This is a genomic window from Fibrobacter sp. UWR3, from assembly GCF_900143055.1.
GTDB lineage: Bacteria > Fibrobacterota > Fibrobacteria > Fibrobacterales > Fibrobacteraceae > Fibrobacter.
This window is the reverse complement of sequence record NZ_FRCW01000008.1, coordinates 50,770-69,802: the sequence shown is the minus strand read 5'-3', so window position 1 is coordinate 69,802 and position 19,033 is coordinate 50,770. Positions and strand designations below refer to the sequence as shown.

Below are 19,033 nucleotides of genomic sequence, written 5' to 3'. Positions count from 1 at the left end.
CATATTAGTCATTGAAATTGATAGGGACCTCCGGAGATGGTTCAGGTTCTGGACTTCCCTCCAGAAGGTTTGCTTGGCGTTACAGCTTTACAACCTCGATTTCTGGAACAACGTATTCTTTTTTCTCTTTTTCCATCTATTACTCCCTACTTATTGAAATAAACGCCTCTTGGCTTAGACTTTTCATTGACAAGACGTCCCTTCAAATCAAACACACGGTCCATTCTCAGGATAGAAGGCGTCTTCATTATCTTACGGACAACAGTGGTTTGCTCTTCAGGCTCAACCTCATCGTCTTCATTCCAATTGATACCAAATTCAGCAATTTCTGTACTTGCCGGCCTAGAGTACAGCGACTTCGCCAGACGTCTGTTAGAGATTTCCTTATTTAACAAATATGCTCGCATCGGCACAAAATTACAACCTTCAGCAAATTTAACAAATTTTCCCTGAGATATATTCCCTTCAGCAGATCCCGAAATACCATAAATAGAGCCCACATTTTCCTGCGCAACGGTCTTGTAAGCATATGTACCCACGAACTCCCAATTTCCAAGTTCCACCACAGGTTCGGCAGTTTCACGAAGAACAACCGCTCCACTAAATGTGATAGATTGGGCCAAGGGAATGACGATATACGGCGTGTTGGCCTCTAGAGTACCAGTCTTTACGCGATTCGCTTCCACCGCCTTTTTACCATTCCCATCAATGGAAATTCCACCAAACGCATAGAACTTTGCATTTTCTACATTATCAACCGCGATGTCAAACGGGAGAGTCATCGTCACAGGCACATACGGCGTTAACGAACGATTCAAAACAACAGATGTAACAGGAATATCTTCGTCTATACTAAACGCATCGAGCCCCTTATAGTCGCCATTGATTTCAGCTACCTTATGAGTTTCCGAATAAGTATAGATGGTTACCGCACCATTGTGGACTACATCCGGCGCCCCTTCAACCCAATGCGGAAAGAGTACAAGATCTTTATATTTATCATAGGTTGCGCCAAAATTATAAGCTATAGTGCCGCCGGGAGTCAAGCTCCAACCGTCATGAATATATCCTTCGCGCTGGAAAGCAACTTCATCGCCCTTCAGGGTTACACTTTCACCCCAAGGTTTCTTGTCGGCCACAATCGTCGCCGACAATTCGTTACCCGAAAGGTATTCGACCGTATAAAAAATCTGTTCCCATTTTGCATATAAAGTCTTTTCGCCAGTGGTGCTATTCTTTGCAATCCCGGTAGCAGGGCTAGTAAAGCCTGCATCATAAAACCATCCTATAAATTTGTAACCAGGATATGTAGGTTCAGCAAAAGTAATGGGGTCGGATTCAACGGTGTAGAAAGTCGGATTGCTGACGTTATTCGTACCGCCATTCATCTCATAGGAAATCTTATACTCTACTGTATCCCACTCAGCATACAGAGTAAGATTACTTTTTAACTGAGCGTCAAAATTATACACACTACCTTCCGTACAATTTGCATTGGTACACCAGCCGATAATCTTGTATCCCGGATCAGCAACAACATCATTCTCTCCCGGTTTAGCAACCTTATCTCCGTCATTTACCTTCTTGACAAAACGGACATGTGTCTTTCCATGCAAGGTCGCATCAAATGCTACAGAAAATGTTTCCGCTCTGGTCCACACCGGGTACAAAGGAACATCAGCAACAACATCTATATCGGCCAGATGAAGTGTATCAGTTGGCGTGGGATCAGTATTAACAGCCAACCACTTAGTTGCATAAGCCCATCCCGTAAAGAAATACTTTATGGGATTTTCCGCATCATCCGGATTAGGAATCGAGTAAGACGCAGGAAGAGTAAAACCTTCTGCAGAAACATGCCCATGCTTGGGAACAGAAATAGTACGTGTTTCATGCGTTACCGAATTTATTTCAAAGGTAACCGTATAGAAATCATACCATACAGCATATAGGGTTTTATTTGCATCGGCTACGCCCAGTTCGGTCGGTTCAATAGCATCAGTCGTTGTTGCCCAGCCAGCAAATTTCTTACTCTTTGTCATATTAGTGTTAGGGTCCATATCAGTGCGCGTCGGTGCTGTGATTTCATCAGCAGTAATAGTAGCACCATTGGCTACAATCTTGAAAGTCTTTGCTCCAGAGGCAAATGAGCCGCCGTTGGCATTGAAAGAAACCTTGTAACCGTCGGAGCCATTCATGGAAATACTAGACTGACCTTCGGACCAAACATTACTCGTATTACCGGAACAGGTCTCTGTTTCGTTTTCAACAATCCATTTCCCCCCATTCAAAGCACACACCACTTCTTCAGAATTCAAGTTTGCTTCTTTGTGTGTCTCAACAGATTTTCCTTTACCTACACCCGGATAATTACCAGAATAATATAACGCTTTGTCTGTATTCACCTTAGAATTTTCATAATAACCAACAATTCCACCTACCATTCCTCCAGTACTGATAAGGGTATCACCTTCAAATACACAAGATGTTAAATTCACCGTACCTCCCTTCCTAAGAGCACCAACAACACCGCCAACATGAGTATCATTACCACTCGACGATATAGATACTTTACATACGCTATTCGAGATATTTGCATTATTCACATTTCCTACAAGACCTCCAACACGATTTTTGTCGCCACTTGTGGTAATACGACCTTCAACAATACAGTTTTCAATCGTCCCTGCATCCATCCATCCCACAAGAGTTCCTACAGAAATAGGACTTGACGTTCCTACAGTACCTTCATCCCCTGCGGAATTTGATGCGTAAATATCAGAAACATCCAGCGTAAGATTTCTAATAATCCCACCCGTGCTCAGAACAGCAACCAATCCGATATTCTGTGCATAGTTTTTCATTCCATTAACTTCAGGTTTTGCAATTTCAGAACCTTTGATAAATAGACCTCGAATGGTATGCCCCTGACCATCAAGAGTTCCTCTAAATTTCGGATCCCCTTTTCCCGCAGAAATCGGAATAAAAAGTTTCCCTTGCAAATCAATGTCTTTAGTTAACCGAACCTGAGAAGATTTGTAATTCGTTGAATCATGCGTTGTCTTGCATGCAATCCATGCCAATTCTTCAGGCTCACTTATATTATAGAAGCCTTCATCATCCTTAGTCATTTCTTGGGTATGGAAATCACCCCATTGCGTACCCGTTGCACAGTCAAGAGCAAACGCCTGCCCCACAAGCATCAGGCAGGTCATAAGAGTCAGAATTTTCAATTTAGTTACAAAGAGCATACTTTACCCCCGTTTTTGCTTAAATTTAACAAATTTCGCCATTTTTTGCAATTAGTTTGTAAACAATGCAAAATTTTGTTGACCAACTTCACAAAATCAGTAGGAAAAACGCATACAAATGCTTTCACATGCATATTTTCCCTGCCAAAAATGTGATTTTCGTCAAATTTCGGGGATTTTTGCCCGCCGAAGCGGGGTACGAGATTATACGACTACCGGACCACTACAACGAGAGAATAACCTTCTCAGGGAGATTGGTATTTCGCACAATGACATCAAGCGGCACACCATCGCGCAGCAACCCCTTCGCGATTTCCTTGGATTTTTCCAAAGCGGCCTCGTACTTCTCCATAGCCCGATCAACGTCGCTCATATCTACAGTCATAAGATACCTCGCACTAAAATTACACATTTTTACGGCATTTTGCAATACCCTGAACACGGGGTCCTGCGAAAACTCGCTGAAATCTGCCTCGCGGTTGAGAGTGTCGATTGCCCTGAGCCATTGCGCGAGGCGACTGTTGTCGCCTGCATAGGCATCGGCATGTTCGAGGAACTTCTTCACCTCGACAATCGTCATGGTCTGCAAGTCGAAATATAGCATGCCCTCCTGATTGCTGAGTTGCACGACATGCCGGTAGTTTTTCGACTTCGGGAAAGCCTCAAAGAACTGGAAACTCACGACATTCAGGTTTTCGAGCAACGGAGGGGCGCCGCGCTTCACCATGTTGCTAGTAATGCGGGATACGTAGAGCACAAGGCGTGCCGGGTAGAGCGTGTTGTTATTGTGCTGCACGTCGATGGAGATGCGGTCGCGGGGTTGTCCCACGCCGCGGTCGTTTACAAGCATAATGTCAGGCTCTACGCTGCTCTTGCCCGTTTCTCCCGGAACAAAGGGGTTGACGATTCTTGGGTGACTGATGCAGTCGCACCCGAAGAGGTCGAGACTCGCGTTCACAAGGTCAGTGGTAAGCGCGATGTTCTCCTCGCTTGCGAAAATCTTCTTGAACACCCCATCGTTGTAGATGTAAGCATTCTCGTGCTCATACGCCTTCATGATAGCGTCTACATCTTCGCCCCTTTCATTTGCTTCCTTGAGCAATTTGATAAACCTAGCAAACTGTTTACGGTCCATTTTATATTCCTTTTTCTGCGGGAACGCCCCCGCAACGGCGGATAGAGAAGGCCCTATCTATTCTATAAGACGCTTTCGCGGGGAAAATGAGCCAAATCGCCTGTTTTTTTTCTACATTTTTTGAAAAATTTCAAAAAGGACAATATTATGCCGAAACTTCGTTCGCTCAAGACTATGGAAGGCCGTGAAATGGCCGGTGCACGCGCCCTTTGGCACGCAACAGGAACCAAGGTGGAAGACTTTGGTAAGCCCGTTATTTGCGTGGTGAACAGCTACACCCAGTTTGTTCCGGGCCACGTTCACCTGAAGGACTTGGGCCAGGTGGTCGCCCGCGCGATCGAATCCGCCGGCGGTGTCGCGAAGGAAATGAACACCATCGCCGTGGACGACGGTATCGCCATGGGCCACGACGGCATGCTTTACAGCCTCCCGAGCCGTGACCTGATTGCGGACTCTACCGAATACATGGCAAACGCCCACCGCGCCGACGCCCTCGTCTGCATCTCCAACTGCGACAAGGTGACTCCGGGTATGCTCATGGCAGCCATGCGCCTCAACATTCCGGCAATCTTCGTTTCTGGCGGCCCGATGGAAGCTGGCCACGTGACCACGAAGGACGGCAAGGACCGCGCTCTTGACTTGATCGACGCCATGATCGATTCTGCCGACAACACCATCAGCGACGAAGAAGTGGCTGCCATCGAAGCGAACGCTTGCCCGACTTGCGGTTCCTGCTCCGGCATGTTCACCGCAAACTCCATGAACTCCCTTACCGAAGCCCTCGGCCTCAGCCTCCCGGGCAACGGCACCATCGTTGCAACGCACGCCGAACGTAAGAAGCTGTTCGAAGCAGCCGGTAAGCGCATCGTGGAACTCTGCCACCAGTATTACGATTTGAACGACGAAAGCATCCTCCCGCGCAGCATCGCCACGAAGGAAGCCTTCGAAAACGCCATGCGCCTCGACATCGCCATGGGCGGTTCTTCCAACACCGTGCTCCACTTGCTCGCTGTCGCTCAGGAAGCTGGCGTTGACTTCACCATGAAGGACATCGACCGTCTTTCCCGCAACACGCCGTGCATCTGCAAGGTCGCCCCGACCGTTCACAACATCCACGTGGAAAACGTGAACCGCGCTGGCGGCATCATGGGTATCCTCGGTGAACTCGACCGCATGGGCCTCATCCACAAGAATGCAAAGACTGTTCACGCCGCCACCATGGGCGAAGCTCTCGAAGTGAACGACCTCAAGCGCAACCCGAGCGCCGAAGCCAAGCAGCGCTACCTCGCTGGCCCGGGCCGCAAGTACAATATTGAAGCCTTCTCTCAGAACTTCATGTATCCGGATCACGACCTCGACCGCGCCAACGGCGCTATCCGCGATGGCGAACACGCTTATACCAAGGACGGCGGCCTCGCTGTTCTGTACGGAAACCTCGCAATCGACGGCTGCATCGTGAAGACCGCAGGCGTGGACGAATCCATCTGGAAGTTCACCGGCCCGGCTATCGTGTTCGAAAGCCAGGAAGAAGCCGTTGAAGGCATCCTCGGCAACAAGGTGAAGGCTGGCGACGTCGTCGTCATCCGCTACGAAGGCCCGAAGGGTGGCCCCGGCATGCAGGAAATGCTCTACCCGACCTCTTACCTCAAGAGCCGTCACCTCGGCAAGTCCTGCGCCCTCCTTACCGACGGTCGTTTCTCCGGCGGTACCAGCGGTCTTTCCATCGGCCACGCTTCTCCGGAAGCCGCCAACAAGGGTAACATCGGCCTCGTTCACACGGGCGACGTCATCGAAATCGACATTCCGAACCGCTCCATCAACGTGCAGCTCACCGACGACGAACTCGCCGAACGCCGCAAGGAAATGGAAGCCCGCGGCGCCAAGGCTTGGCAGCCGGAACACCGCGACCGCGTTGTCAGCAAGGCATTGCAGGCATACGCCGCCATGGCATCGTCTGCTGACAAGGGTGCCGTGCGCGACCTGTCTCTGATTGGAGTTAAGTAATTCAGGACTGGATCCTTCACGCTTCGCGTTCAGGATGACGTTTCACCAAGTCGTCATTCTGAATGGAGCGCAGCGTAATGAAGAATCCAGGACAAAATATTTAGGAACCGCAATGGATTCTCTCCTCAAGCCGTTTATGAATTCCCGCAAGGTGTATGTTCCGGGGAAAATGTACCCGGACATCCGCGTGGGAATGCGCGAAATTTTGACTGAAGACCCCGAAACGCCTGTCGTGACGGTATACGATACGAGTGGTCCTTACAGCGATGTAGATGCCAAGCTCGACGTAACGAAGGGGATTGAACGTTTTCGCGAACCCTGGATTATGGAACGTGGTGACGCCGAACAGCTCAACGACATGACGTCTGCTTATGGCCGCGCCCGCCGCGCAAACCATGAGCTGGACCACCTGCGCTTTAACGCCGAGCACCACCCGCTCCGCGCAAAGGCCGGACACCACCTGACGCAGCTTGACTACGCCCGCAAGGGAATCGTCACCAAGGAAATGGAATACGTGGCTATCCGCGAAAACCAGCGCCTTGACGAATTGCAGGCTCAGGGTAAAATCCAGGTGGCAGGCTCCCCCATTACGCCGGAATTCGTGCGCGACGAAATCGCCGCAGGCCGTGCGATTCTGCCGGGGAACATTAACCACCCGGAATGCGAACCGATGATTATCGGTAACCGTTTCCTCACGAAGATCAACAGCAACATCGGCAACTCGGCCATTACCTCTTCTATCGAAGAAGAAGTCGAAAAAATGGCTTGGTCTGTACGATGGGGCGCAGACACGGTCATGGACCTTTCCACCGGAAAGCACATCCACGAAACGCGCGAATGGATTATCCGCAACAGCCCCGTCCCTATCGGCACAGTGCCTATCTACCAGGCGCTCGAGAAGGTGAACGGCAAGGCCGAAGAACTCACGTGGGAACTGTACCGCGACACGCTTATTGAGCAGGCGGAACAGGGCGTGGACTACTTCACGATTCACGCAGGCCTGTTGCTGGAACACATTCCGCTCACGGCCAAGCGCACCACGGGTATCGTGAGCCGCGGCGGTTCCATCCTTGCCCTCTGGCAGATGCGCCACCACCAGCAGAACTTCTTGTACACGCACTTCCGCGAAATCTGCGAGATTCTCGCCGCCTACGACGTTGCCGTTTCTTTGGGCGATGGTCTGCGTCCGGGAAGCCTCGCCGATGCCAACGACGCGGCCCAGTTCGGAGAACTGGACACGCTTGGCGAACTCACGAAGATTGCCTGGGAATACGGCGTGCAGGTGATTATCGAAGGCCCGGGCCACGTGCCCATGCACAAGATTCAGGACAACATGGCCCGCCAGCTCGAAAAGTGCCACGGCGCCCCGTTCTACACGCTCGGCCCCCTCACCACCGACATTGCCCCCGGTTACGACCACATCACATCGGCCATCGGCGCGGCACAAATCGGCTGGTACGGCACCGCGATGCTCTGCTACGTGACGCCCAAGGAACACCTCGGGCTCCCCGACCGCGACGACGTGCGCGCAGGTGTGGTCACCTACAAGCTCGCCGCCCACGCGGCCGACCTTGCAAAGGGCCATTTCGCAGCGCAGTTCCGCGACGACGCCCTTTCGCGCGCCCGCTTCGACTTCCGCTGGAACGACCAGTTCGCGCTGTCGCTCGACCCCGAGAAGGCGATGGAATTCCACGACAAGACGCTCCCCGGCAGCCAGGCGAAGGCAAGCCACTTCTGCAGCATGTGTGGCCCGAACTTCTGCAGCATGCGCATTACGCGCGCCGTGCGGAATTTTGTCAAGACCGGCGAAGTTGGCGACGTATAGGGCCGCACATGCGCCGAGACGAGGCAACAGGTATAAACCTGTTGTCGAGGCGAAGGGCGAGCAAAGACTACCTAACCTAATGGAATCTTTTTGTCTTTGCACGCATTCTTTAAACAGCCCGCGAAAGCGGGCTTATTTTATACATAAAATTCAAAACAAAAGATCCCCGCCTTCTCCCCAAAGACGATAACTCTACTATGGCAACATGTTGCCAAGTATCGTATAGCGGGGATAACAAATTATCGCGCGAATAACAAATTAAATAATTTATTCGCTTGCGAATTCTTACACGATGGTAAGGATATCCGCGAAACCCGTCACGTCAAAGATTTCCTTGATTTCGGGGCACACGTTGCGGATAAACATCTTGCCCTGCTTGTTCATGACCTTCTGGGCAGAAAGCAGCACGCGCAGGCCTGCAGAAGAAATGTAAGAGAGCTTTGCGAAATCGAAATTCAATTCGGTAACGCCATCAAGTTTTCCGACGACCTCAGCCTCGAGCTGCGGGGCGGTCATGGTATCCAAGCGCCCTTCCAGGGCAAAGCTCAAAACGTTGTTTTCGAGTTTCTTTTCAATCTGCATATTAACCTCTTTTTTAAAACTTTCCTTGTGGCCTAGCCCAGTTTCTTCGTAATCTTGAGAATGTTCTTCTCGCCGTCGCGCTTGTATTCCATCTGGTCCATCGTCTTCTTGACCAGGAAAATGCCAAGCCCGCCAATCTCGCGGTCGTCGGCAGAGAGCGTAACATCCGGGTCGGCCTTCGCAAGCGGGTCGTACGCCACGCCGTTATCGATAAACGTCAGGCTAGCCGAAAGAACGTCTTCCACAACTTCCAGAACAAGCGTCATCTTCGACGAGCCGGAATAATGCACCACGTTGCTAAAAAGTTCATCGATTGCAACGTTAATCTGCATCTGGGCCTTCATCGAAGGTTCAAACGGTTCAAGTTCCTTCTCCACGAACGCCGTCAGGGCGTCGATGTTCTCAATCTTGGAATCAACAGTTATTTCTTTCTTCAAATTCTGCATAGCCAAATCCTAGCGAGAAAGAATTTAGAAAAACTTACCGGAAAGTCCATGCTAGCGCTTCGCCTTTTCCCTGTACAGCGCCTCGTCGGCACGTTCAAACAGGTCTTTCAGGGTTTCGCCCTTCCCGCGGCCAGTGGCATACCCGATGCTCAGGCACAGGCGGTACGGGAGAGTTTCGTCCCTGAGGGCGATTTCTTCATTGATAGCATCTTTCAGGGCCTCCGCGGCAGAGGCATCGGGCAGTTCCGCCACCAGGTTGAACTCGTCACCGCCAAAGCGCGAAATGAAGTGCCCGCGGGGGCCACAAACCTTCTTGAGCACGTCGGCAACCGTAATCAGCGCGCGGTCGCCTTCGTGATGCCCGAAGTTGTCGTTTATGTCCTTGAACTTGTCCACATCGAGCACGAACAGGTACAGCGAGCCCTTCGCCGAATTCTGCCCCATCTTGGAATCAAGAAACACGTTCAGCTGGTTCCTGTTGTTGAGCTTGGTGAGCGGGTCCGTCGAAATCATGCGGGATTGCAGTTCGAGGAATACCCAAAGCACGGCAACCACCATCGAGTAAACCGAGAAGGGATGCGTGCCCGTAAAATACTCGAGAACAAAGAAGAATGCGGGCAACACGCCACACGACGCCAGTGCCAGGTACAAAAGCTTGTCGGAGTAGTAGCGCCTAATGAACACGCGACGGCCCGCAATAAAGCCCGTGCCCAGCATGTAGAAGCAGCAAATCGCAATATAGACAAAGTAAATGCTACCGCGAATAGCGTGGTTGTCGGGGCTAATGCGGTAAATCCAGCCCTGCGATATGGAGCACACGATAAGCAAGACGCCCACCATCAAGGGAATCAGCAAATAGAGCAAGGTCCGCTTCTGGTGCCAAAAATGGAGCTGCAGGTTGTAGCCCACAAAGCGAAGCCACTGGAACGCGAGGAACAGGTTCAGCGAGAGGAACGCGATGCAGCAGACGTGGTTCACGGCTATGGCGGCCGGGGTAGCGTGTCCCTCGACCATCTCCGACACGAGGTCGAAGACGAAAAGCATCATAATCATTACGAACACGTGCGTGAGGATGGTCTGGTCGGCTAGCCTGTTCAGGCTCGTGCGGAGCGCCCTGAGCATCACGGCGAGGACCGCAATGCAGAACAGGCTTATTTCGGCATATTCAAGCAAGTACTCGCTCATACCCGATCCACCTTCTTGCGCTTCTTGATTTCATAAAGGGACTCGTCCGCCCTGCGGCCAAGGGATTCCTCGGTTTCGCCCTTCCGGAGCCTTGCGTACCCGATGCTCATCTTGAGTGCGTACGGAAGCCCGATGGACCTCTTTTCCAGTTTTTCCTCGATGGCGGCGCAGAGTTCATTCGCGGCATCGTCGTCCGGGAGGTTCGCGAATACCACGAACTCGTCGCCCCCGTAGCGCGAAATGAAGTGCCCGCGCGGGCCACACACGAGTTTCAGCACCATCGAAACAATCATGAGCGCATTATCGCCCTCCATATGGCCGTATGTATCGTTGATACCCTTGAACTTGTCGAGGTCCATCGCGAACTGGTAAAGCATCTTGCCCGGGATTTCTTGCTTGAACCGCGAACTCAGGTAGATGCTCGCCTGGTTGCGGTTGTTGAGGCGGGTCAGCGGGTCGAGCGAAATCATCTCGCGCTGGATTTCGAGGAAAACCACCACGAGGCCGAGGGTCGCACCCACGCAGAAAACCGAGAGTCCGGGGTACTCAATCTGGACAATTTCTGCAAAAAACGGCAAGAAGCCGAGCGCCGAGATGGCATAGAGCTTGTTCTTGTTCACCAGCTCGCGCTTGCGCTTGATGGCAAAGACCGCGACAAAGAAGGAATACAGCAGGTACGCGAAGATGAGGCTCACGTGCAAAATGAGGTATTCGCCACGCTGGTAGTGGTTCGTGGCATCCACGGTGAAGAACCACCCTGTCCAGATGGAGGCAATCGCCATGAAGGCAACCACAATCATGGGCAGCAAGAACAGCACCCTGTAGAATTTCCACAGCTTGAGCCTGTTCCCCGAAAGGAACAGCGAATAGCGGCTCCAGCAATAGCACACGACGCCACTTTGCGCAAAATAGGCGGCGTTTACAATCTTGTTTATCAGCGGGCCGTGGGAAAACGAAGTCCCGTCCAGCACTACCCAGAGAATGTCGAACGAAAAAAGGAGCAGCGAATTGAGGCAGAGGTTAAAAAACGTCTTCTGGTCGGACTCGTGCATCACGCCACGCTTAACCATGAACATGAGGATAATCATGATGACAGCGCAGAGTGTATTGACAGTTATATAGAGCGACATCGAGAAGCCTTTTGTATGAGATAAAATAATAAAAAAAACACCCTTTTAGCATTAAAAATGCGGCAATAATTCCCATTATGAGTGACCATACTCACAAATGGTTGCCGATGTAAACACGAAATACGCCTAAAAGCGTAAAAATGGCGAAATTTGAATATAGATTAAGAAAAGTGTATGAACGTTTTTACATTGTCTAGACAGTGTATGGAGGTATTATGAGATTCACAACGGCGGCATCCCTGGCTCTGGCGGCATCGCTGGCCACAACCGCATTCGCGCAAATCACCCCCACCCGCGTGGGCCCCGTGAGCCAGTACGGCCAGCTAATGACCGGCAAGAACTCGCAGGGCAAGGGGCAAATCTACGGCAGCTGCGAAGGCGTCAAGGATGGCGCCGAAGTGCAGGTGCGCGGCATGAGCCTCTACTGGAGCCTTATGCCCCAGGCCGTCGAATTCTGGAGCGAAGAAGGTGTTTCCACCATGGTTCGCGACATGAACATCCAGATTGTGCGCGCAGCCATGGCTACAAAGGCGACTGATGACTGGAACGGCGAATGGAACGGAATCAAGCTCAAGGGCTGGGAAGGCGACAAGACCAACCAGACGAACTTCGTGAAGACCGTGGTCGAGGCCGCCATCAAGAACGACATCTATGTGATTATCGACTGGCACTCCCACAGTGCACACCAGCAGACCAACTCCGCGAAGGAATTCTTCAAGGAAATGGCCGAAACCTACGGCCAGTACGACAACGTGATTTTCGAAGTCTTCAACGAACCCGAACAGATTTCCTGGAGCGACGTCAAGAACTACGCGAACCAGGTCATCCAGGTCATCCGCCAGTATTCCGACAACCTGATTCTCGTGGGCAACCCCTCCTGGGACCAGAACCCCTCCGATGCCATCGGTAACGAGGTGAACGACCCCAAGAAGAATACGGCCTACACCCTGCACTACTATGCAAATTCCCATAACTGGAGCGGCAACTACGACTGGGGTGGAGAAAGTGAAGGTTCCAAGGGCGAAAAGGCCATGAATGCGGGCCTCTCCGTATTCGTCTCGGAATGGGGCACCGCCAACTCAGATGGTAACGGAAATCCCGACCAGAGCCGCAACAAGAGCTGGCAGGACTACATGAACAAACACAAGCTCTCCTGGGCAAACTGGTCTGCGTCCTACATTAACGAAGGCACCGCAGCCTTCCAGGATGGCTCGAACAAGAACTCGCTGCAGTACACAACATCGGGCAACCTGGTGAAGGGCTACCTCGCCACGAACCCCACGAGCTACAAGGCCTGCAAGGCCGAAGAGGAAGTCGGGATCAAGGCCCCCGCAATCGCGGGCGGGTTCAGCGTGAGCCTCGAGGGCAAGACCCTGAATATCGCCGGCGGCAACGCGAATGTTGAAATCTACAGCCTGCTGGGCAACAAGTTCATGGCTGTCGAGAACGTGAGCGGCGCGCTCTCGCTCGCAAGCCTCCCCTCCGGTTCGTACGTCGTGCGCGTGAACGCGAAGGAAGGCAGCAAGACGATGCGCGTGCAGGTGCGATAAGCAAGAGTTACACCAAAAGAGAGAGAAGTCCCGGGGGCTGCGGCCCTCGGGATTTTTGTATGAGACTAGGGAGGGCGCGAAGCGGGCTTGTTGCGGGGCGCGAAGCGGGCTTGTTGCGGGGCGCGGGGTGCGGGGTGCGCGAAGCGGGCTTTTTGCGGGCTCTTCGAAGGCAATTTGCGAATGATTCGCATTTTTACAGACCAAATAGCCTTCCAAGCGGCATTTGGTCTGCTGATTTTTAGTTTATTCGTACTGTTTCAGGCATTTTTCAGGACTTTTGCCCCCGAAAGCATCCTCAAAAGTTCATTTTCGGGAGCAAACAGCATATTTTTTGCCAAAAAACGTTTAATTTGTATAAAATCTTACAGACCTAACAGCGACAAAAGCCCCATTTAGTCTGCTATTTCGCCCAAAAGCAGCATTTGCACCGCCCAAAACGCAACATTCGCACCGCCTGACGAACGAGCGGTATTAAAAAGAGAACCCCGCTCGATTGAGCGGGGCTTCTTGTAAAAGTTTCAAGCGGAGGCGCGGAAATCAGGTTGCCCGAAGGCGGTTACGTCCGCGCCACTAGCGCTTTACCGAAATCAATTACTTGGTGATGACGCGGGCCATTTCGCAAACCTTGTTGCTGTAGCCCCATTCGTTATCGTACCAGGCGCAAACCTTCACGAAGGTCGGGTCGAGCTGGATACCAGCCTTGACGTCGAAGATAGAAGTGCGAGCGTCGTTGCGGAAGTCGGTAGAAACGAGAGCTTCGTCGGTGTAACCGAGGATGCCCTTGAGTTCGCCTTCAGAAGCTTCCTTCATGGCCTTGCAGATTTCTTCGTAGGTAGCCGGCTTTTCGAGTTCGGCAGTGAGGTCAACGAAGGAAACGTCGGAGGTCGGAACGCGGAGGCTCATACCAGTGAGCTTACCGTTGAGCTGCGGGAGAACCTTGCCCACGGCCTTAGCAGCACCCGTAGAAGACGGGATGATGTTTTCGAGGATGCCACGGCCACCGCGCCAGTCCTTCTTGGACGGGCCGTCAACGGTCTTCTGCGTAGCAGTAGCAGCGTGGACGGTGGTCATGAGGCCGCGCTTGATGCCGAACTTGTCGTTGAGGACCTTGGACATCGGGGCGAGGCAGTTGGTGGTGCAGGAAGCGTTGGAGATGATGTCCTGGCCGGCGTAGGTCTGGTGGTTCACACCGTAAACGAACATCGGGGTAGCGTCCTTGGACGGAGCGGACATGATGACCTTCTTGGCACCGGCCTTGATGTGGGCGCGGGCGAGCTCGTCGGTCAGGAAGAAGCCAGTGGATTCCACGACAACGTCAACACCGAGGGCACCCCAAGTGATGTTGGAGGGATCCTTTTCGGCGAACACCTGAATCTTGTTGCCATCGACGATGAGGAAGTTGCCTTCGAAAGACACGTCGTGCTTGAAAGCGCCGTGCACGGAGTCGTACTTCAGCATGTAAGCGAGGTAGTCAACGTCGAGAAGGTCGTTGATACCGACAACCTGAATGTCCTTGGAGAAGTTTTCCACAGCAGCGCGGAACACCATACGGCCGATGCGGCCGAAACCATTGATACCGAGTTTGAGAGCCATTATTGGATCCTTTTGTTTATTGTTGAAATTGCTAGCCACCTTTAGGGTGGTGCTTTGCTGGCGTCAAAGATACAAAAAAAGGCGGTCTTTGTGTAGTTCTGGAGTAAAAAAAAGACAAAAGACCGATATTTAGTGATTAAGGGAGCACGGACTCCCCCGTTTGCCCCCTCCCCGACCGGCAGGTGCGGTTCGGGACTAGTTCCCGCTGAACCCGAGCGAATCCTCAAGCCACGTATCGGTGCGCTGTACCGAAAGCCGGCTCTGGTAAGCCTTTCTGCCCGCCCGATGCTGCGCCCAGCGCACCGAAAGGGCGGAAAAGGGTCCAAGGTGCCTGAACGCCACGGCAAGCGCGTTCGGCAGGTTACGGCGCAGCACATCGTCTTCGAACGAGGCGTAGTGGCTCACGCTCCCCGGGTCGCCCTGGCGCGCCGAACGGCCGAAAAGCTGGCGGTCAATGCGCGAAGAGGGGTTGCACTCCGTCGCAATCACATGGAGCCCGCCGATTTTCTTGACCTTGTCCGGAATCTTGATGTCGGTACCGCGGCCGGCCATGTTCGTCGCGACCGTAATGGCCCCGAACTTGCCCGCATCGGCCACGATGGCAGCCTCTTCCTCGCAGCGAACCGCATTGATAATTCGGCAATGCAGGCCCTTCGATTCGATGGCCGACGCAAGGTATTCGCTTTCGTCAATGTCCTTCGTGCCAATCAGGATGGGACGGCCCTTCTCGTGCATGCGGATGACCTCCTTCACGATGGCGCGGCGCTTGGCGTCCTTGCTCGCAAAAGTCTTCAGGTGCGATACCTTTCGCTTGCTCTTGCGGTGATTCGGGATGCACACCACGGCAGCACCATAGATTGTCCAGAATTCGGCGGAGGCCTCCTTGCCGGTACCCGTCATGCCCGAGAAATTCCTGTAGAGCCTAAAGAAGCGCTGGAAGCTCATTCGCGCCTCCGTCTCCTTGAGGCCGCTCATTTCGAGCCCTTCCTTGATTTCTATCATCTGGTGCAACCCGCCGTTCCACGAGCGCATGGGCATCTTGCGGCCTGTCGATTCGTCGACAATCACCACCTTGCCTTCCTCGACAACGTAATGGCGGCCACACTCGAACAGTTCGCGGGCCACAAGCGCCTGCCGCACCAAATCCTTCAAAAAACCGGCGCGGGCAAACGAAATCTCTTCGCCGATATCGTCCAGGCGGGATTCCATATCGACAACAAAGCGTATGGTGCGGTTCTTGTAGTCCACCTCGTAATCCGTACGGCGCTTCAGCTTTTCGGATACCTTGTATGCAAGGCGGCACGCCTCGTTGAACTCGTCGTTCTTCTTTTCGCGCGAAATAATCAGCGGGGTCACGGCCTCGTCAATCAGCACGTTGTCGGCCTCGTCGACTATGGCCGTATAAAGCCCGCGCTGCACCAGGTTCGCCTTCAGGCGTTCCATATTCACGGTCGTGGCGCTAACGAGCCGCTTGCCAAAATCCTGAAAATCCCCCATCGCAATCCGGTCGCGCAAAAAATCTGCCAACACTTCTTTCGCCGTAGAATAAGTCACGTCGGCCGAATACCCCTCGCGCCGCTCCGCGGGCTTCATCGTACCCGTCACCGCCCCGACGCTCACCCCGCAATACGAATACAGCGGCTTCATGATTTCGGCATCGCGTGCAGCCAGGTAGTCGTTCGCCGTAATCACGTGGCACGGGCGCTTGCTCCAGCCCCGCACAGCGGCACACATGGCAGCCGTAACCGTCTTGCCCTCGCCAGTCGACATTTCGGCGACATACCCGCGGTAAAGCGCAAGCGCTCCCGTCAACTGCTCGATATACGGCCGGTACCCGAGAGTCCTCGACACGGCCTCCTGCACCAGGGCAAACGATTTCAGGAGAGCGCTCTTCGCGAAGGGGCGCTTGAGTTCGGCCTGCATGTCCGCCATGCGCTTTTTCAGGGAGGCATCGTCGAGCTGCGTAAACGAACGGCTCCACAGGTCGATACTCCGGGCATCTTTCAAAAGCCCGCGCAGCACTCCCCTGCGGCCCTTGAACTTTCCGACCATCCGCGACATCAGGGCATCGAGGCCCGTCGGGATCTTTTTCACTTGCTTGCAAGATGTCAGTCGATAGTTGTCGGTAAGGTTCATATTACATCTTGTAGTACTTTTGCAGGGCCTGGCGCGCCTTGCGGATTCCCTGCAGGGCAAGCGGAGTATCCTTCAAATGGAAACGAATCTTGCCCGAACGGCCGTGCGCCCAGTCAATGCCCGACAGGGCCGCATCGTCCCTGTTGATTGTCGCACGCACCAGGTAGACGGGTTCCGCAGTACGTTCGCCATACCCATCCCCCGCGTCGCCCGAGGCACGCGTCTCGATTTCGCCACCGCCAAGCCACCCGAGCGCAGCGGAAGGCAAGCGGTCACGCGCCGCAGGAATAGCCGAAACGCTATCGACAGGGATTTCGGTAAAGGCGTCGCCACTGAGCCGCACCGAAACCTTGCGCGGCTTTTCCGTGAACAGGCGAGAGACCTCCTCCTGGCTCACCACCGCCAAAAAGTCGAATGCGGTCGTGTCGAGCACCATCCCCATCGAGTCGCCTCGCTGCATAAAGCGGCCCACGTACTCGTCCGGGTTCTTCACGTCCCAAATGCCGTCCATCGGGGCCACAAGCGTCAACTTGTCGCGGTAGCGCAGCAGGTCGCCCAGCTCCTGCCTCAGCACGCCCAGCCTCTTTTCGAGCGGCAGCATATTTTCGGGAGCGCGGTCCAGCGCCTGGTAGTAGGCCTGCACGGCCTCCCTCACCTGAGCGCGCTTTTCCTCAATCGAAAAATCGAGTTCGCGGTTTTCGAGGACCATCAGCGTATCGCCCTTCTTGACTTTCGCCTTTTCGCCGCGGAACACGTCGGCAACAAGGCCGCCCTCGCCCACCGTCGTGTTTTCGTACCGCGACGCCTCTATAACGCCGGGAGCCTTGAACGTGTCGGGAACGGGCAGGTAGAACAGCAGCGATATGGCACTGCCGAGCACCAGAACCGTCACGAAAACGGCTCGGTTACGCACCAGCGCAAGCCCCGGGCTTGCGAAGATGTACTTGAGGAACTTGCCCACCGGCATAATCACCATCGTCAGGCAAAGGAGGGCTCCCATGATAAACGAAAGTATCAGGTAGTGCTGCGAGATGGTGACGATGAACCCCGTAAACAGGAAAATCCTGTAGATCGACGAGGCGACTCCGTAAACCAAATAAATTACGCGTTCGAGCCAGGTCTCGGCAACCGCCTCGGCATCGCGCTTGAAGAACACGTAACGTTCCAGCAGGTACTTGAGGTGGCGTACCGAATTCTGCTGCAGGTTGGGCATGTCCAGCAAATCGGTCAGGATATAGTAACCGTCGAATCGCATGAGCGGGTTGATATTGAACAGCACGGTAGAAACCGAGGCCATTATAACAACGTTGTACGCAAGATTCTTGGCGAGTCCACCGCCAAGGTTCGCCCAGACAATCAGGGCGACCGAGGCGATAAAGAATTCCGTGAGCATGCCCGCGGCCCCCACCAGAGCGCGCCTCGACTTCTTGCGGAACGACCAGCTCACCGTCGCATCCACATACGGAAGAGGCACGAGCAGCATGAACATCACGCCCAGCGTGTGCACCTCGCCCCCGTAGCGCTTGACGACGCTCGCGTGGCCGAATTCGTGCAAGAGCTTCACGAACACGGTACACACGTAGACCCAGCCGATATTCGACGGCGAAAGGAATCCCGAACTCTGGTCCTTGAGGGCATCGAAGTTCTCGACACCGTATTTCGCGGCGACGATAACTGTCGCGAGCCACACGAGCGCGAAAGGCTTGCTCAGCAAGAAACGGATAAGCCAGCGCAGCTTATTGAGCAGGGCATCGGGGTCGAACAGTGGCACCTTCAAGAAGAAGATGTTCAAGAGCGAGGCCTTGACCTTCTTCTGCTTCTGCTTTCGGTTGCGCTCGAACAGCTTTGCGCCATCGTCCACGCCCGTGTACATGAGCATGTTCGCCTGGTACAGCTGCGCAAGCATCTCGATGACTTCGCCCTGGCCGGGCATCTCGCCTTCGCTACCCTTGAGCATGGCGCTCCACACCTCACCCACCGTCTTGTCGGGCGAAAGGCGCGACACGAAGTCGTATGCCCCGCGAGGCAATCGGTAATACTGGTTCGTAAACGGTTCGTAAAGTACGTACCAAAGTACACCGCGGTAGGTCTGCCTGTGGACGCGGACACTCGCCCTGAGGGAGATCTTGCTCCCCGCAAGGCGGTACCACGACTCATGGAATATCTTGCGCTGCTGATCGAGAACCATAGAACAGA

12 protein-coding genes are annotated in these 19,033 nt (G+C 53.6%); 3 read left to right on the top strand and 9 right to left on the bottom strand.

Annotated features, from left to right (window positions below; translation table 11 throughout):
• Positions 1-146: 146 nt before the first annotated feature.
• Positions 147-3,251, bottom strand: a complete 3,105-nt coding sequence (locus BUA44_RS11045) for an InlB B-repeat-containing protein (RefSeq protein WP_072811974.1) — start codon at positions 3,249-3,251, stop codon at positions 147-149.
• Positions 3,252-3,474: 223 nt separating this feature from the next.
• Positions 3,475-4,386 (bottom strand): PD-(D/E)XK nuclease family transposase, encoded by a 912-nt coding sequence (locus BUA44_RS11040; RefSeq protein ID WP_072811972.1) that lies wholly within the window; start codon positions 4,384-4,386, stop codon positions 3,475-3,477.
• Positions 4,387-4,533: 147 nt separating this feature from the next.
• Between BUA44_RS11040 and ilvD the strand changes: the two genes are divergently transcribed.
• The gene (gene ilvD / locus BUA44_RS11035; RefSeq protein WP_072811969.1) at positions 4,534-6,390 is read left to right on the top strand and encodes a dihydroxy-acid dehydratase; all 1,857 of its coding nucleotides are present in this window, start codon (positions 4,534-4,536) and stop codon (positions 6,388-6,390) included.
• Between the two features lie 58 nt (positions 6,391-6,448).
• Complete coding sequence (thiC, locus tag BUA44_RS11030) at positions 6,449-8,215, top strand: phosphomethylpyrimidine synthase ThiC (protein WP_369806417.1); 1,767 nt, start codon at positions 6,449-6,451, stop codon at positions 8,213-8,215.
• Between the two features lie 285 nt (positions 8,216-8,500).
• Here thiC and BUA44_RS11025 read toward each other — a convergent pair whose 3' ends face one another.
• Genes BUA44_RS11025 through BUA44_RS11010 form a run of 4 tightly spaced genes read right to left on the bottom strand, consistent with a single transcriptional unit; the run spans position 8,501 to position 11,558 of the window.
• A complete protein-coding gene (locus BUA44_RS11025) occupies positions 8,501-8,797 on the bottom strand; it encodes an STAS domain-containing protein (RefSeq protein ID WP_072811964.1) in 297 nt (98 codons plus the stop codon).
• Between the two features lie 32 nt (positions 8,798-8,829).
• Complete coding sequence (locus BUA44_RS11020; RefSeq protein WP_072811961.1) at positions 8,830-9,243, bottom strand: ATP-binding protein; 414 nt, start codon at positions 9,241-9,243, stop codon at positions 8,830-8,832.
• 51 nt (positions 9,244-9,294) lie between these two features.
• Positions 9,295-10,428: a GGDEF domain-containing protein gene (locus tag BUA44_RS11015; RefSeq protein ID WP_072811957.1), complete on the bottom strand. Its 1,134-nt coding sequence runs from the start codon at positions 10,426-10,428 to the stop codon at positions 9,295-9,297.
• Positions 10,425-11,558 carry a GGDEF domain-containing protein gene (locus BUA44_RS11010; protein WP_072811955.1) on the bottom strand — a complete coding sequence of 378 codons (1,134 nt, stop codon included), beginning with the start codon at positions 11,556-11,558 and terminating at the stop codon, positions 10,425-10,427. Before BUA44_RS11010 ends, BUA44_RS11015 begins: the two co-directional genes overlap by 4 nt.
• A gap of 215 nt (positions 11,559-11,773) precedes the next feature.
• Here BUA44_RS11010 and BUA44_RS11005 point away from each other — a divergent pair, with 215 nt between their 5' ends.
• Positions 11,774-13,108, top strand: a complete 1,335-nt coding sequence (locus BUA44_RS11005; RefSeq protein WP_072811953.1) for a cellulase family glycosylhydrolase — start codon at positions 11,774-11,776, stop codon at positions 13,106-13,108.
• 591 nt (positions 13,109-13,699) lie between these two features.
• Here the strand turns inward: BUA44_RS11005 and gap are convergent.
• The 3 genes from gap to BUA44_RS10985 all read right to left on the bottom strand — a co-directional run bounded on the left by gap (position 13,700) and on the right by BUA44_RS10985 (position 19,025).
• Entirely contained in the window at positions 13,700-14,701 is a 1,002-nt protein-coding gene (gap, locus tag BUA44_RS10995; protein ID WP_072811949.1) for a type I glyceraldehyde-3-phosphate dehydrogenase, read from the bottom strand.
• Between the two features lie 195 nt (positions 14,702-14,896).
• Complete coding sequence (locus BUA44_RS10990; RefSeq protein ID WP_178348789.1) at positions 14,897-16,795, bottom strand: preprotein translocase subunit SecA; 1,899 nt, start codon at positions 16,793-16,795, stop codon at positions 14,897-14,899.
• 43 nt (positions 16,796-16,838) lie between these two features.
• The gene (locus tag BUA44_RS10985) at positions 16,839-19,025 is read right to left on the bottom strand and encodes a hypothetical protein (RefSeq protein WP_072811945.1); all 2,187 of its coding nucleotides are present in this window, start codon (positions 19,023-19,025) and stop codon (positions 16,839-16,841) included.
• Between the last annotated feature and the right edge of the window lie 8 nt (positions 19,026-19,033).